Source organism: Pseudomonas sp. QS1027 (genome assembly GCF_002814235.1).
GTDB lineage: Bacteria > Pseudomonadota > Gammaproteobacteria > Pseudomonadales > Pseudomonadaceae > Aquipseudomonas.
On sequence record NZ_PHSU01000011.1, the window covers coordinates 13,473 to 30,292 of the forward strand.

Here is a 16,820-nt window from a genome sequence, read left to right on the forward strand (position 1 = left end):
AAATGGATTAAGCGGCGATTATGCCGCCAATGCTCCCAGAATAGTTAATCGCCCGGCGCCTACAAAGTCCGCGCCCAACACGGTATAAAACCGGGTTAATGATCGGTTAATCGCCCGCTTGCAGGCTGGCTCCACTCGCCACGGTTCTAAGGCTTTTTTATGCGTTGGTTGTTGACCTTTGTTTTTGTCCTTTTCACAGGCCTGGCCCAGGCCGGCAACGATCCGTTCGCGGTAAAAAAGCCGGATTTCCTGCCCGTCGGCCAGGCCTTCGCCTTCAGCACCGAGACCCTGCCCTCCGGGCAAACCCGGCTGTATTGGCAGATCACCGACGGCTACTACCTCTACCAGAAACGCCTGAAGCTCGACGGCCTCGACGCGGCCCAACGGCCCGCGCTGCCCACAGGTGAGCACCACAGCGACGAGTTCTTCGGTGACCAGCAGGTCTATCGCAGCGAACTCGAACTGCTGATCCCGGCCGGCGCCAGTGGCAAGGTTACCGTGGGCTGGCAAGGCTGCGCCGACGCCGGCCTGTGCTACCCGCCACAAAGCCAGGTCGTCGACCTGGGCGGCAAGGCCCCGGTGTCCACGGCACCAGGCCAGGCTCAGGCGCAGGATCAATCCCTGGCCGCCAACCTGCAGCACAACGCCCTGGGCTGGAGCCTGCTGGCATTCTTCGGCCTCGGCCTGCTGCTGGCGTTCACCCCGTGCATGCTGCCGATGCTGCCGATCCTCGCCGGCCTGGTGGTGGGCAGTGGCGCCAGTCCACGGCGTGGCTTTGCCCTGGCCGGCAGTTATGTGATCTGCATGGCGCTGGTGTACGCCGCCCTGGGCATGCTCGCGGCCTTGCTCGGCGGCAACCTGCAGGCGCTGCTGCAACAACCCTGGCTGCTGGGCAGTTTCGCCGCGCTGTTCGTGGTGCTGGCCCTGCCGATGTTCGGTTTCTTCGAATTGCAATTGCCGGCGGCCCTGCGTGATCGCCTGGAAAACGCCGGCAGCGGCCGTCGCGGCGGCAGCCTGGTGGGTGCCGGGATACTCGGCGCCCTCTCCGGCCTGCTGGTCGGCCCGTGCATGACCGCGCCCCTGGCCGGCGCCCTGCTGTATATCGCCAAGAGCGGCAATATCGTCGAAGGTGGCCTGGTGCTGTTCACCATGGGCATCGGCATGGGTTTGCCGCTGTTGCTGCTGGTGACCGTGGGCAACCGTTTCCTGCCCAAGCCGGGCGCCTGGATGGACCGGGTCAAGGCGGTGTTCGGTTTCCTGTTCCTCGGCACCGCCGTGCTGATGATCCGTCCGGTGGTCAGCGAATCGCTGTGGCTCGGCCTGTGGGGCGCGTTGCTGCTGATCATCGCCTGCTGCGCCTGGAGACAGGGCCGCCAGCCTGGACGCGGCGCTCTGCTGAGTGCCTGCGTGGGCACCCTGCTCGGTCTCTGGGGCTCGATTCTGGTGGTCGGTGCCGCCGGCGGCAGCACCGAGCTGTGGCAGCCGTTGCACGTCTATACCGGCACGACAACGGCCAATGGCAACCCAGCGGCCCACGATGCCTTTATCACCCTCAAGGACCCGGCCGCCTTGCAGCGCGAACTGGACACGGCCAAGGCCCAGGGCCAATGGGTGCTGGTGGACTACTACGCCGACTGGTGCGTGTCGTGCAAGATCATGGAAAAAACGGTCTTCTCCCAGGCTGAGGTACAGGCTGCCCTGGGCGATGTCCGGCTGGTGCGCCTGGATGTGACCAACGACAACGCCGCCAGCCGCGAACTGCTCGGCCGTTATGAAGTACCGGGCCCACCGACCCTGCTGTGGCTCGCGCCGGACGGCCAGGAACGCCGGGCCAGCCGGATTACCGGCGAAGTCGATGCCAAGGCTTTTCTCCAGAACTGGAACAGCACACGGGATGCTCGCTGATGCTCACCCTGACCCTCGGTACCTTCGCGCTGTCGATCAACCACCTGCTGTTGCTGCTGGCCCTCGCCCTGGCGACGCTGGTGGGCTGGCGGGTGGCCAAAAGGGGCGGGGAAAACCCGGAGTCGGTGCTGTTCGGTCTGTTCATGCTGGCCATGCTGGTGGCGCGGATCAGTTTCGTGATCGCCTACTGGTCATATTTTCGCGACGACCCGTTGCAGGTGCTGGATATCCGCGACGGCGGTTTCCTCGCCTGGCCGGGGGTGCTGACGCTGCTGGTGGGCACCGCGCTGTTCTGCTGGCGGCGCCCGTCCCTGCGCCGGCCGCTGGGTTTCGGCCTGGGCAGTGGCCTGGCGTTCTGGCTGCTGGCCAGCCTGTCGATCACCCTTTATGAACAAGGCTCGCACCTGCCGGAAATCACCCTGCGCAATGCCCAGGGCCAGGAAGTCCAGTTGAGCAGCTACCAGGGCGGCCCGCTGGTGATCAACCTCTGGGCCACCTGGTGCCCGCCGTGCCGGCGGGAAATGCCGGTGCTGCAAAAAGCCCAACATGAGCGCCAGGACGTGACCTTCCTGTTCGTCAACCAGGCCGAAAGCATGCAGAGCGTCAGCACCTTCCTGATGACCCAGGGCCTGAACCTGAACAACGTGCTGTTCGACGGCGGCGGCAAGCTGGCCCAGAGCGTCGGCTCCATGGCCCTGCCCACCACCCTGTTGTACAACGCCGAAGGCCGCCTGCTGGGTACTCACCTGGGCGAATTGTCCGAGGCCAGCCTGGCCCGGGCCCTGGAGAACTTCGGTCCGCCCAAATCCACTTCGGCCGTACCGGCCACAGCAAGGAAACCGCTATGCCCTTCAACCGCCACCTGCTGAACCTGAGCCTGAGTACCGCGCTGGGCGCGCTGCTGCTGCAAGCGCCTGTGCTGCAGGCCGAAGAACTGCCCGCGCCGATCAAGAGCATCGAAGCCAAGGGCGCGAAAATCGTCGGCAGCTTCGACGCACCGGGTGGCCTGCGCGGTTACGCCGCCCAATTCCAGAATCGGGGCATGGCGCTGTACCTGACCGCCGACGGCAAGAATGTGATCGCCGGCAACCTGTATGACGCCGACGGCAACGACCTGAGCCAGGCGCCGTTGCACAAGCTGGTGTATGGGCCGATGGCCAAGCAGGTCTGGGGGCAGATGGAGAAGAGCAACTGGATCGAGGATGGCAAGCAGGATGCACCGCGCACCGTCTATCTGTTCAGCGACCCGAACTGCCCGTACTGCAACATGTTCTGGGAACAGGCGCGGCCATGGGTCGACTCCGGCAAGGTGCAGTTGCGCCATATCATGGTCGGGATTATCCGCGAGGACAGCGCGGCCAAGGCGGCCGCGCTGTTTACCGCCAAGGACCCGCAACTGGCCCTGCATGACCATGAGAAGGCTGGCAAGGGCAGTTCGCTCAAGCCGCTGGCGACAATTCCGGCGAATATCCAGGCCAAGCTCGATGCCAATATGAAGTTGATGGAAGACCTGGAGCTGTCGGCCACCCCATCGATTTTCTATCTCGATGAGAATGGCGACCTGCAACAACAGCAGGGCGCACCGTCACCGGACAAGCTGATGAAGATTCTCGGGCCGAAGTGATTCGCGGCCAAGCCCCAGACGGCTGGGCCTGACGCTATTTGGCGCCAAAACACGTGACTGTAGGAGCCGGGCTTGCCCGCGAAGCTTTTAGCGTCCTCACGGGCCTCTTCGCGAGCAAGCTCTGCTCCTACAGGTTTTGCAGTGTATTCAGGTTCCCTATTCCGGCCCCCTTACAATCCCTCCAGCTCCGCCATCAGGTCGCTCAGACGATCGACTTTCTCCTCGCTGATCTCATTGGCTTCCAGTCCGTCGATATAAGCCGCCAACGCCTCCACCGTGCCGCACTCGAACATCGCCCGCAGCGGCACATTGCGTTGCAGGACCTTCTGCACCCGTGAAGCAATCTGCGTCGCCAGCAACGAATGCCCGCCCAGCTCGAAGAAGTTGTCGCGCACACCGACCTGCTCGACCTTCAACACCTCGGCCCAGACCCCGGCCAGGGTCTGCTCCAGTTCGTTGCGTGGAGCCAGGTAGTCCTGGCTGGCCAACTGGCCGATCTCCAGGGCCGGCAAGGCCTTGCGGTCGAGCTTGCCGTTGGCGTTCAACGGCAGCGCATCCAGCCACAACCAGTGCAACGGCACCATGTATTCCGGCAACTCGGCCCGCAAGCGCTGCCTGATCCGCTCCAGCCGCTCGTTGACACCCAGGGCCGAATCCGTCGCCACCAGGTAACCCACCAGGTGCTTGCCGTTGACCCCCTCCTGAACCCCGACCGCCGCCTCGCGGACCTCCGGCTGTTCGTGCAGGCGCGCCTCGATTTCCCCCAGTTCGATCCGGTAACCACGGATCTTCACCTGATGGTCGATCCGCCCGACATACTCCAGCACCCCATCGACACGGCGCCGGGCCAGGTCGCCGGTGCGATACAGACGCTCGCCCGGCCCGCCGAACGGATGCGGCACAAACACCTGCGCGGTACGCAACGGGTCGCTGACATAACCGCGACCGACCCCGATCCCGGACACGCACAACTCGCCCACCGCACCCGGCGGCACCAGTTCGTCGGCACCGTCGAGCAGGTACAGACGGTTGTTGTCGGTCGGCAGGCCGATCGGCAAGTAGCTGCCACGGGTCGACGCTTCATCGACCCGGAAGAACGCCACATCGTCCGAGCACTCCGCCGGCCCATAGGCATTCACCAGCCCGACCTGTGGATAACGTTGCAACCACTGATGGGCCAGCTCGGGCGGCATTGCCTCGCCGGTCGGCAGCAAGCAGCGCAGGCCGTCAAGGCTGACCGGGTCGAGGGCCAGCATGCCCTGGATCAGCGACGGCACGCTTTCCAGCACGCTGATGCCCTGCTCCCGGACATGCTCCAGCAAACCTTGCGGATCATGGGCCAGGGCATTCGGCACGATCGCCACCTGCGCGCCGAACAACGGCGCCGCGAGGAACTGCCAGACCGAGATATCGAAGCTTTGCGAGGCCGTCTGGGCAATCACATCCGCCTCGCTCAGTTGCAGGTACGGCACCTTGCTCAACTGGTTGTTGAGCATGCCGCGCTGCTCCACCATCACGCCCTTGGGCAGGCCGGTGGAACCGGAGGTGTAGATCACGTAGGCCAGATTATCCGGACCGCTGTGGATACCCGGGTTGGACGACGCATATCGCCCTTCCTGGACGTCTTCCCAGACCAGCAGCTTCGGTCGCAGCGGCTCGGCGAATGCCGCCAGCAAGGCCCGCGCCCGCTCCAGGCAATCCCGGGTGCAGACCAGCAACGGCGTGCGGCTCAATTCGACGATCCGGCTCAGACGCTGGCCCGGCAGGCCCGGGTCCAGCGGCAGGTAGCCGGCGCCGGCCTTGAAGCTGCCGACGATCATGCCCAGCAGTTCCAGGCCCCGTTCGGCCAGCAGCGCGACGGGCTGGTCGAGACCGACACCGGCTTGAACCAGCGCATGTCCCAGGCGGTTGGCCGCCAGATTCAATTGCCCATAACTTTGCTGCTGATCCAGGCAGTTCGCCACGATCCGTTGCGGATGTTCGTCGACCCGCGCCTCGAACAGCGCTACATAGCTCTGTTCCAGCGGGTAGTCCCGCTCGCTCTGGTTGCAGCCCTGCAACAGAAACTCGCGCTCGTCCTCGCCCAGCAACGGCAAGTCGGCCATATCGCCGTGCAAGCCCTCCATCAAGGCCAGCAACAGGCGTTTGAACTCGCCGAGCAGGCGCTCGATGCTGGCCTGCTCGAAATAACGCTGGTCGTAGGACAGGTGCAGACCGAGGTCATCGCCCGGATAGCAGACCGCCGTCAGCGGGAAGTTGGTGTGGGTCCGGCCCGAGTCCGAAGTGGCGTTGAAGCTCTGCGCATGGTCGAGTACCGAGACCTGCACCGGAGCGTTCTCGAACACGAACAGGCTGTCGAACAGCGGCTGGCCCTTGGGCAGTTCACTGTGCTCCTGGATATTCACCAGGGGCAGGTATTCGTACTCGCGCAGTTCCATATTGTGCGCCAGCAACCCGCTCAGCCAATCACGCACGCTGCAGGACACGCCGTCCTGGGGCAGCTTCACCCGCAGCGCGATGCTGTTGATAAACAGGCCGACGGTGCGTTGCATCTGCGGCATGTCCACCGGCCGACCGGCCACGGTCACGCCGAAGAGCACGTCGCGATCACCGCTGAAACGACGCAGGACCAACGCCCAGGCCGCCTGGGCAAAGGTGTTCACGGTCAGTTGATGCTGCTGGGCCAACTCACGCAGACGAGCACCATCGCGGACATCGAGACGGGTATGGCAATCCCCTACCCGCATCCCGCCAGTAGCGCCCGCGTGCTCACGCAGGAACGGACGATCACTCGGAATATGGGTGGCACGTTCGAAGCCTTGCAGGTTGTGTTTCCACCACTGCCGGGCCTGCACCAGGTCCTGGCGTTGCAGCCAGCCGATGTAGTCGCGGTAGCGCGGCGGCTGCACCAGTTGCGCTTCACGGCCCTCGCCCATGGCCGTGTAGATTTCAAAGAAATCGTCCATCAGCAACGAGCGGCACCAGGCATCGATGAGGATGTGGTGGTTGCTCATCATGAACCAGTAACGCACCGCGCCGACCTTGATCAGGCGCAGGTGGAACGGCGCCTCACGGAGCAGATCGAAACCGGCCTCGCGCTCGCTTTCGAGCAAGGCTTGCAGACGCGGCTCATGGGTGGCCTCGGCCTCAAGACTCCAGTCCAGGTATTCGAAAGGCGTGCTGCCCGGCTTGTGGATAACCTGCAACATGTCCTCGCCGACGTTCCAGCAGAAGGACGCGCGCAAGGCTTCGTGACGGGCGATCACCTGCTGCCAGGCCTCGGCGAAACGCTGCGGGTCCAGTTCGCTGTTGATGCGGTAGCGGTCCTGCATGTAATAGAGACCGGTGCCCGGTTCCAGCAAGGTGTGCAGCAACAGGCCTTCCTGCATCGGCGTCAGCGGGTAGACGTCCTCGATCCGCGCGGCCGGCACCGGCAGCGCATCGAGCTGCGGCTGGGTCAGGCGCGCCAGGGGGAAGTCCGACGGGGTCAGGCCGCCGTTGCCGTCGTTCAGGCAATGCTCGATCAGGCTGTCCAGCTCGCCCAGGTAAGCCTGGGCCAGTTCGGCAACGGTCTGTGGAGCGAGGCGTTCGCGGCTGAAGGTCCAGCGCAGGACCAGCTCACCGCCATACACCTGGCTGTCGATGCTCAACTCGTTGGGCAGCGGTGCTTCCGGCGAATGGGCTTGCCCGGCCGATTCGTCCAGCGGCCGGAACAGTGCCTCGTCGCCAAAGCTCTGGTCGAACTGCCCCAGGTAGTTGAAGGTGATCGCCGCCTGCGGCAAGGCCGCCATCGCCGTGCGATGCGCCGGATCGGCCAGATAGCGCAGCACGCCATAACCCAGGCCCTTGTGTGGCACGCCACGCAATTGCTCCTTGATCGCCTTGATCGAAGCGCCCTGTCCGGCAGCCTCCTCAATCAGCGATGGGGTCAGGCGCACCGGGTAGGCACTGGTGAACCAGCCCACGGTACGGGTCAGGTCGATTTCGTCGAACAGGGTTTCACGACCGTGGCCTTCGAGCTGGATCAGCGCCGAGTCGCTGCCGGTCCAGCGACAGATAACCCGCGCCAGGGCGGTCAGCAACAGATCGTTGACCTGGGTGCGATACGCCGCCGGAGCCTGTTGCAGCAAGGCCCGGGTGCGTGCCGCCGGCAGGCGCACGCTGAGGGTCTGCGCATGACGGTTCTGCAGCCCACCCTGGCGGTTCGTGCCCGGCAGCTCGGCCACGGGGCCAGCCAGTTGCGCCTGCCAGAGGGCCATTTCTTCACGCAGCGATTCACTGCCGGCATAGGCCTGCAAGCGCGCCGCCCAGTCGCGCAAGGCGCTGGTCTTGGTCGGCAGTTGCAAGGCCTGGCCGTCGATCAATTGGGCATAAGCCGTTTGCAGATCGTCCAGCAGGATGCGCCAGGAAACGCCGTCCACCACCAGGTGATGAATCGCCAGCAGCAGGCGTTGTTCACCCTGCGGCCCGTCCACCAGCAAGGCCCGCAGCAGCGGCCCCTGTTGCAGGTCGAGGCTGCGCTGGGCTTCGCTGTACAACTCGGTGCACTGCGCCCAGTCCGTGACACGGACCTGCTGCAACACACTGACTTCCGTCGGTGCCGCGTACTCCGCCAGCCACTGGCCGTGGGGCCGGGTAAAGCTCAAGCGCAATGCGTCGTGGTGCTCCAGCAGAGTCAGCAGCGCATTTTCCAGGGCATGGGGTTCGAGGACACGGGTCGGCGCCAGCAGGACCGCCTGGTTCCAGTGCTGACGTTCGGCAATTTCATTGTCGAAGAACCAGTGCTGGATCGGCGTCAGGCCCGAGGCGCCGCTGAGCAGGCCTTGTTCGGCGACGATCCGCTCGCTGCGGGTGGCCACCGCCGCCAGGCTTTGCACGGTCTGGTGCTGGAACAGGTCGCGGGGGCTGAAATGAATACCCTGCGCCCGCGCCCTGCTGACCACCTGGATCGACAGGATCGAGTCGCCGCCCAGTTCGAAGAAGTTGTCGTGCAGACCAACTTGCGAGAGGTTCAGCACTTCGCTCCAGATCGCCGCCAGGGACTGCTCCAGTTCGTTGCTTGGCGCCACATAGTGCTGGCGATTGAGCGCCGGGTCCGGTGCCGGCAAGGCGCGGCGATCCAGCTTGCCGTTGCCGGTCAGCGGCATCTGCTCCAGCAGGATCAGGTGCGCGGGGACCATATAGTCCGGCAGTTGGCGCTTGAGATGCAGCTTGAGGGCTTCGCGCAAGGCAGCCTGTTCGCTCTCGCCCTGCTCGGCCACGTCACTGGTCAGATACGCCGCCAGTTGTCGACCGCCCGGCATTTCCAGGGCGAGAACCACCGCCTCGCGAATCGCCGGATGTTCCAGCAGACGGTTTTCGATCTCCCCCAGCTCGATGCGGAAACCGCGAATCTTCACCTGATGGTCGACCCGTCCCAGGTACTCGACCTGGCCGTCGGCCAGTTGCCGGACCCGGTCGCCGGTGCGGTACAGGCGTCCGCCATTGGTCGAGAACGGATCGGCGACAAAACGCTCGGCGGTCATGCCGGGACGCTCGTGGTAACCCTGGGCCAGGCCCGCGCCGCCGACATACAGCTCGCCGGTAGCGCCTTGTGGCAGCAGCGCCAGGTCCTCATCGAGGATGAACGCCACCCGCGCACCGACCACGCGACCAATCGGCACGCTGGCGGCGCCCTCCTCCAACTGCTCGGGAGCAAGACTGGCCAGGGGCATGACCACGGTTTCCGTCGGGCCGTAGGCATTGAAGAACAGCCGGGGCTTGAAGGCTACGCGAATCCGCTGCAGGTGCTCGCCGGTCAGGGCTTCGCCGCCAGTGATGCACAGGCGCACCGGCAAGGTCCGCTCCTGGGTCGCCAGCCATTGGGCCAACTGGCTGCCATAGCTGGGGGTAAAACCGAGGACATTGACCCGCTGCTCGTCGATCAGTTGGCAGATCTGCTCGGCATCCCATTGTCCCTGGGCCCGCAGCACCACTCGGGCACCGCTGAGCAGCGGCACCAGCAGGCGCTCGGTGGCGGCATCGAAGTTGATCGAATAGAAATGCAGCTCGCAATCGTCGGGCTGCATCTCGAAACGCCGGATCACCGCCTGGCAATGCATGGCGATTTCGCCATGGGACACCACCACGCCCTTGGGCTTGCCGGTGGAGCCGGAGGTGTAGATCAGATACGCCTGATGCTGCGGCAGGTTGATAAACGGCAGCTCGGTGGCGGGATAGTCGGCCAGGGCCGCGGCGTCTTGTTCCAGGCACCAGCTCGCCACGCCGCTCGGCAGGGGTCCGAGGGCATCGAGCAACGCCGTGTGGCTCAGCAACAAGCCGACGCCGCTGTCTTCAATCATGTAATGCAGGCGGTCCAGTGGGTATTCCGGGTCCAGCGGCACATAGGCGCCGCCGGCCTTGAGAATCGCCAGCAGGCCGACCACCAGGTCCAGCGAGCGCTCCAGTGCCAGGCCGACCCGCACCTGCGGGCCGACGCCCTGCTCGCGCAGGCGCCAGGCCAGGCGATTGGCGCGACGGTCGAGTTCACCGTAGCTCAGGGTTTCGCCGGCAAAGGTCAGCGCCGCAGCGTCCGGGCGGGCCAGGACCTGTTGGCCGAACAGGCTCTGGATGCATTGGTCCAGGCGCTGTTCGCCGGCTTCGATGGCCAGGCTGTCGTGCAACGCCTGCTGCTCCTCGGCCTGCAACAGCGGCAGCTCGCAGAGGCGTTGTTGCGGGTCGTCCAGCAAGGCCTGCAACAGGTTGCGCCAATGGCCGGCCATACGGGCGATACGCGGTTCGTCGAACAGATCGGTGCTGTAGGTCAGGCAGCAACCCAGGCGCTGGTCGAGGTCGGTGACTTCCAGGTTGAGGTCGAACTTGGTCGCCCGGGCATCGTTGACCAGGTACTCCACGCTCATCTCGCCCAGACGCCGGCTTTGCTGGAACTCCCAGCGCTGCACATTGCACATCACCTGGAACAGCGGGTTGTAGGCCGCGCTGCGGGGCGGTTGCAGGGCCTCGACCAGTTGATCGAACGGCAGGTCCTGATGGGACTGGCCTTCGATCACGGTATGCCGGACCTGCTCGAACAGTTCACCGACACGCATCTGGCCGTCGAGCTGGCAACGCAGCACCTGGGTGTTGAGGAAGGCGCCGATCAAGCCTTCGCTTTCCGGGCGGATCCGGTTGGCCACCGGTGCGCCGATGCGCAGGTCGCCCTGGCCGCTGTAGCGATAGAGCAGCACGGCCAGGGCGGCGGTCATGGTCATGAACAGGGTCAGGCCGTGTTCGGCATTGAAGCTGCGAACCCGTGCGGCCAGGGCGTCGTCGAGGTCGAAGCGGTACAGCTCGCCACGGTGGCTTTGCAGCGGTGGCCGCGGACGATCGCCGGGCAGCTCGAGCAACGGGTGTTCGTTGCCCAGTTGCGCGGTCCAGTAGTCCAGCTGACGCTGGCGCTCGCCGGACTCCAGCCATTCGCGCTGCCAGGCGCTGTAGTCCAGGTATTGCACCGCCAGCGGGGCCAACGGCGACTCACGGCCTTCGACAAAGGCTTCATAGAGCGCGCTCAGTTCGCGGGCGAAGATATCCATCGCCCAGCCTTCGGTGACGATATGGTGCAGGGTCAGGACGAAATAATGTTCCTGCTCCCCGGCCTTGACCAGGCAGGCGCGCAGCAAGGGTCCGGTTTCCAGGTCGAATGGCCGGTGCGCCTCGCTGTCCGCCAGTTGTTGCAGACGCTGCTCGCGGATGGCGGGGTCGAAGGCGGAGAAATCCTTCAGGGCCAGGCTCAGGCCGGTTTCGGCGGCAACCTGCTGACAGGCAACGCCATCCACGCTCGGGAAGGTCGTGCGCAGGGTTTCGTGACGCAGGATCAGCGCCTGCAAGGCCGCCTCGAAACTGGCCAGGTCGAACACACCCCTGAAGCGCGCCATGCCACCGACGTTGTAGGCCGGGCTGTCCGGCTCCATCTGCCAGAGGAACCACATGCGCTGCTGGGAATAGGACAAGGGCACCGGCCGGCTGCGGTCGACCGGCAGGATCGCGGTTTGCAGGTTACGGCGACCGGAACCCTGGATCAGCCGGATCCGTTCGGCAAAGGCCCCCAGTTCGCTGGCTTCGAACAGCACCCGCAACGGCAGCTCGACATCGCAGGCCTGGCGGGTGCGGGAGATGATCTGGGTGGCCAGCAACGAATGACCGCCGAGGGCAAAGAAGTCGTCCCGCAGGCCGATACGCGGCTGGCCGAGCACTTCGCGCCAGATCGCGGCGATCTGCTGCTCCAGCGCGCTTTGCGGCTCAAGATGCTCGCGCACCTGCCACTGCGGTTCCGGCAGGGCCTGGCGATCCAGCTTGCCGCTGGGGCTCAGGGGCATGGCGTCGAGGCGCACCAGTTGCGAGGGCACCATATAGTCTGGCAACTCGGCGGCCAGTGCGTTCTTGAGGCGTTCGTTCTGTTGCGCTTCGGGCTCGGTGCTGGCGAGGCTGGTGTAGTAGCCGATCAACTGCGCACCGGCCGCGGTTTCGCGTACCAGCACCACGGCCTGGACCACCTCTTCATGGGCCAGCAGCCGCGCTTCGATTTCCTGCGGTTCCAGGCGGAAACCGCGCAATTTGACCTGCTGGTCGAGACGTCCGAGGTATTCCAGCACGCCGTCGGCATTCCAGCGTACCCGGTCGCCGGTACGGTACAGACGCGCGCCCGCCTCTCCCAGTGGGTCGGCGACAAAGCGCTCGGCCGTCAGCCCCGGCCGTCCCAGATAACCCCGGGCCAGACCGATACCGCCAATGCACAGCTCCCCGGGAACACCGGCGGGCAGCGGATTGAGGTCGGCATCGAGGACCCGGGCAATCACATTGCCCAGCGGCCGGCCGATGGGCGAACGCTCGCCGTCCGTGACCTGGCAGTGCCAGTGGGTCACGTTGATCGCGGTTTCGGTCGGGCCATAGCGGTTGTGCAACTGCACATTCGGCAAGGCTTCCAGGGTCCGGTCGCGCAGCTCGGCGGGCAAGGCTTCGCCACCGGAAAACAGCCGCCGCAAACTGCCGCAAGCGGACACCTGCGGCTCATGAACGAAAAGTTGCAGCAGTGCCGGGACGAAGTGCAGCGTGGTCACGCCGTAGGTCTGCACCAGTTGCGCGATACGCTGCGGGTCACGGTGTTCGCCGGGGCCGGCGAGCACCAGGCGGCAGCCGCTGATCAGCGGCCAGAAGCATTCCCAGACCGATACGTCGAAGCTGATGGGGGCCTTCTGCATCAGCACATCGCTGTCATCCAGCGCGTAGGTCGCCTGCATCCATTGCAGGCGCTCGGCCAGGGCCGCGTGGGTGTTACCGACGCCCTTGGGCTGGCCGGTGGAGCCGGAGGTATAGATCACATAGGCGAGGTGCTCGCCGTCAAGGTGCAAGCCCGGTGCCTGGCTCGGCCAGGTGTCGAGCTTGAGCAGGTCGAGGGCGATGGCGCTGACCCCGGGAGCTACCGGCAAGCCGTCGAGCAGATGACTCTGGGTCAGCAGCAGTTCGACGCCGCTGTCGGCGAGCATGTAGGCCAGGCGCTCGGCCGGATAGTCCGGATCCAGCGGCACATAGGCGCCGCCGGCCTTGATGATGGCGAGCAGGCCGATCAGCAGTTGCGGCGAACGCTCGACGGCGATGGCCACCCGCACGTCCGGGCCGACGCCCTTGTCCCGCAGGTAGTGGGCCAGGCGGTTGGCCTGGGTGTGCAGGGTGGCGAAGTCGAGACTGCCGCCCTCCCACTGCAGGGCAATGCGTTCCGGAGTCAGCCGGGCCTGTTGTTCGAGCAGCTCCGGCAGCCATTGCCGGGCCGGGGCACAGGCCGCCGCGCCCCATTCGATCTGCCGTGCCTGTTCAGCGTTATCCAGCAGCTGTACATCGGCAAGCGCCCGTTGCGGCTGGGCACAGACCTCACGCAGCAGGCTGACGAAATGTCCGGCCAGACGCTCGATAGTCGACGCGTCGAATAGCTCGTCGGCGTAGTCGAAGGACAGGCTCAGGCGCCCGCTGCGGTCTTCCTCGCTGTGCAATTGCAGGTCGAACTTGGCTTCGCGGCTGTGCCAGGGCAACTCGTCGGCCAGCAGGCCGGGCAAGCGGCGCAAGGCCCCGAGGTCACGCTGCTGGTGGTTGAAGAGGACCTGGAACAGGCCCTGCTCGCGCGCCTGCGGGAAGGCTTCGAGCAGTTGTTCGAACGGCAGGTCCTGATTCGCCTGGGCTTCGAGGGTGGCCTGGCGGGTGCGGGCCAACAGCTCGCTGAACGGCAGGCGCGCCTCCAGCTCGACCCGCAGCACCAGGGTGTTGATAAAGAAGCCGATCAGCCCCTGGGTTTCCAGGCGCGGACGGTTGGCGCTGGGCACGCCGATGCGAATGTCCTGCTGGCCGCTGTAGCGGTGCAGCAGGCTCTGGAACGCCGACAGCAGCAACATGAACGGCGTCGACTCGAAGGCCTGGGCGGTCTGGCGCACGGCTTCGCCCAGGGCCTTGTCCAGGCGCAGGGTCAAGCGTTCGGCGCTATGGCGTTTTTGCGCCGAGCGCGGGTGATCGGTGGCCAGGCTCAGGGTCGGCAGTTCGTCGCCGCCCAGGCGGGCTTTCCAGTAATCCAGCTGCCGCCGGCCTTCGCCCTGGGCCAGCCATTGGCGCTGCCAGCCGGCGTAGTCGGCGTACTGCAGGGATAGCGGCGCCAGCTCCGCGACCTGGCCTTGGGCCGCCGCGGCGTAAAGCCGGGCGAACTCGTCCATCAGGATATTCAGCGACCAGCCGTCGGCGATGATGTGGTGCATCGTCACCAGCAACTGATGTTCCTGTTCGTCCAGGCGCACCAGCGTCACCCACAGCAGCGGGCCGTTTTCCAGGTCGAACTGGCTGTGTGCTTCATCCTCGCGGATTTGTCGGGCGCGGGCTTCACGGGCCTCGGCGGGCAAGTCGCCGAGGTCGATGCATTGCAATTCGAAAGTGGCCTTGGCCTCGATGCGTTGCAGGGCCTGACCGTCGCGCTCGAGGAAACGTGTGCGCAGGGATTCGTGGCGGTCGATCAATTGCTGGAAGCTGCTGCGCAGTGCTGCTTCATCCAGCTCGCCGCGCAGGCGCAGGGCACCGGGAATCGTATAGGCGCTGCTCTGCGGGTCCAGCTGCCAGAGGAACCACAGGCGGTTCTGGGCCAGGGATTGCGGCAGGTCCTGGTTACGCGCCAAAGGAGCAATTGCGCCCTGGGCCAGGCCGCCGTCCTGCTGCAAGCGCGCCACTTGTGCGCTGAAGTCGCCGAGGGTCGGCGCTTCGAACAACAGGCGCAGGTTCAGCTCGATACCCAAGGCCTCGCGCAGACGGGCCACCACCTGGGTCGCCAGGATCGAGTTGCCGCCCAACAGGAAGAAATGGTCGTCGCTGGCAACTTGCGTCACCTGCAACAGCTCGGACCAGATTCGGCCGATCAGGGCTTGCAGTTCATCGCCGGCGTTATCCGCCGCCAGGGCGACGTCCGGCTCCGCGCCTGTCGTGCGATCCGGGAAGACGGCATAGGCGTCGAGGCTGCCATCGGCCAGGCGGTTGCGGCAGGCCGAACGTTGCAACTTGCCGCTGGAGGTTTTCGGCAAAGCGCCGGGATTGAGCAGCACCACCACGCTCGGCGCCTGCTGATACGCCTCGGCCACGGCCTGGCGGATCGCCTTGATCAGGGCCTCCGGCGGCAGGATCTTGCGCACGCTGCGGCTGATCTCGGCGGCGATGCCGATGCCTTCCTCGCCCTGTTCGGTGACCGCAAACGCCGCCACCCGACCTTTGCGCACCACCTCCACTTCCCGCTCGATGGTCTTTTCGATGTCCTGGGGATACAGGTTGTGACCGCGCACGATCAGCATGTCCTTCAGGCGCCCGGTGATATACAGCTCGCCGTCGCGCAGGAAACCCAGGTCGCCGGTGCGCAGCCAGGTCGCCCCGGCGTGCTCGACAAAGGTCTTGGCCGAGGCTTCGGGGTTGCGCCAGTAGCCCAGGGCGATACTCGGCCCGGTGGCCCAGACCTCACCGACCTGGTTGTCGGCCAGCACTTGCAGGGTGTTCGGTTCGACCACCTGCACGGCATGCCCGGGCTGGCCGGTGCCACAACTCATCACCGCGTTGCCGTTGCCCGGCTGCGCGCGATTCTGCGTCAACGCCAGATCATCCAGGCGCAGCGCGGGAATACCCCGGCCACGCTGGCCACCGGCGACAAACAAGGTGGCTTCCGCCAGGCCGTAGGACGCAAACCAGGCATCGGCGCTGAAACCGCACGGCGCGAATTGCTCGGCGAAACGCTCCAGGGTGTCGAGGCGGATCGGCTCGGAACCGGAATAGGCGACGCGCCAGCGGCTCAGGTCCAGGCGCGCCAGCGCGCTGTCACTGACCCGCTCGCTGCACAGCCGATAGGCGAAGTCCGGGCCGCCGCTGATGGTGCCGCCGTATTCGCTGATCGCTTCCAGCCAGCGCAACGGGCGAGCGAGGAAATAGGCCGGCGACATCAGTACACAGGGCACGCCGCTGAAGATCGGTTGCAGCAGCCCGCCGATCAGGCCCATGTCGTGGTAGAGCGGCAGCCAGCTGACGATGACGTCATCGGGATTGAGATCGATACCAAAACCGCGGCGGATCAGCAGTTCGTTGGCCACCAGGTTGCCGTGGCTGACCTGCACGCCCTTGGGCAACGCGGTGGAACCCGAGGTGTATTGCAGGAAGGCGATATCGTCGGCGTGCAGTTCCGGCTGACTCCAGTGGGCGGCCAGCGCGCTGTCCAACTGATCGACACAGAGCAGGCCCGGGGCATCGGCGGCGGACAACTCGCCCATCTGCAACAGCGGTTCGCGCAGGGCCTCCTGGGTCAGGACCAGGCGCGGCTCGGCATCGGCGATGATCGACAGCAGGCGTTCCTGATGGTGACGACGGGCGGACTCCGGCGGATAGGCCGGCACCGCGATCACGCCGGCGTACAGGCAGCCGAAGAACGCCGCGACGTAGTCCGGGCCGCTGGGAAACAGCAGGACCGCGCGATCCCCGACCTCGGCCCGCGCCTGCAAGGCTGCCGCAATGGTCCGCGCCCGCAGGTCCAGGTCGCGGTAACTGAGCACCGCGCCCTGTTCCTGGTTCTCGGCGAGAAAACGCAAGGCCAGCCGCTCCGGCGTCTGCGCCGCGCGACGTTGAAGGGCCTGGGCCAGGGTGCTGGGGAGGTCGAACGCATCCATCATGGTATTCCTGCCTGAAGTCGGCTTGCCCGGAGTCTTGAGGCGGGCAGGCCGATTGAATATGAGACGTGAAAAGACAAAAGGTGAGGCGC

At 65.7% G+C, this 16,820-nt stretch carries 4 protein-coding genes; 3 read left to right on the forward strand and 1 reads right to left on the reverse strand.

Going from position 1 to position 16,820, the window contains the following annotated elements; translation table 11 throughout:
• Positions 1 to 159 precede the first annotated feature (159 nt).
• From dsbD to dsbG, 3 genes are read left to right on the forward strand one after another with little or no spacing between them, the layout of a single operon-like run.
• Complete coding sequence (dsbD, locus tag CWE01_RS10905; protein ID WP_100940540.1) at positions 160 to 1,905, forward strand: protein-disulfide reductase DsbD; 1,746 nt, start codon at positions 160 to 162, stop codon at positions 1,903 to 1,905.
• Positions 1,905 to 2,774 (forward strand): TlpA disulfide reductase family protein, encoded by an 870-nt coding sequence (locus CWE01_RS10910; RefSeq protein WP_100940541.1) that lies wholly within the window; start codon positions 1,905 to 1,907, stop codon positions 2,772 to 2,774. Before dsbD ends, CWE01_RS10910 begins: the two co-directional genes overlap by 1 nt.
• On the forward strand, positions 2,750 to 3,529 hold the full coding sequence (gene dsbG, locus CWE01_RS10915; RefSeq protein ID WP_100940542.1) for a thiol:disulfide interchange protein DsbG: 780 nt from the start codon (positions 2,750 to 2,752) through the stop codon (positions 3,527 to 3,529). Before CWE01_RS10910 ends, dsbG begins: the two co-directional genes overlap by 25 nt.
• 170 nt (positions 3,530 to 3,699) lie before the next feature.
• Here dsbG and CWE01_RS10920 read toward each other — a convergent pair whose 3' ends face one another.
• Positions 3,700 to 16,731 carry a non-ribosomal peptide synthetase gene (locus CWE01_RS10920; RefSeq protein WP_100940543.1) on the reverse strand — a complete coding sequence of 4,344 codons (13,032 nt, stop codon included), beginning with the start codon at positions 16,729 to 16,731 and terminating at the stop codon, positions 3,700 to 3,702.
• Between the last annotated feature and the right edge of the window lie 89 nt (positions 16,732 to 16,820).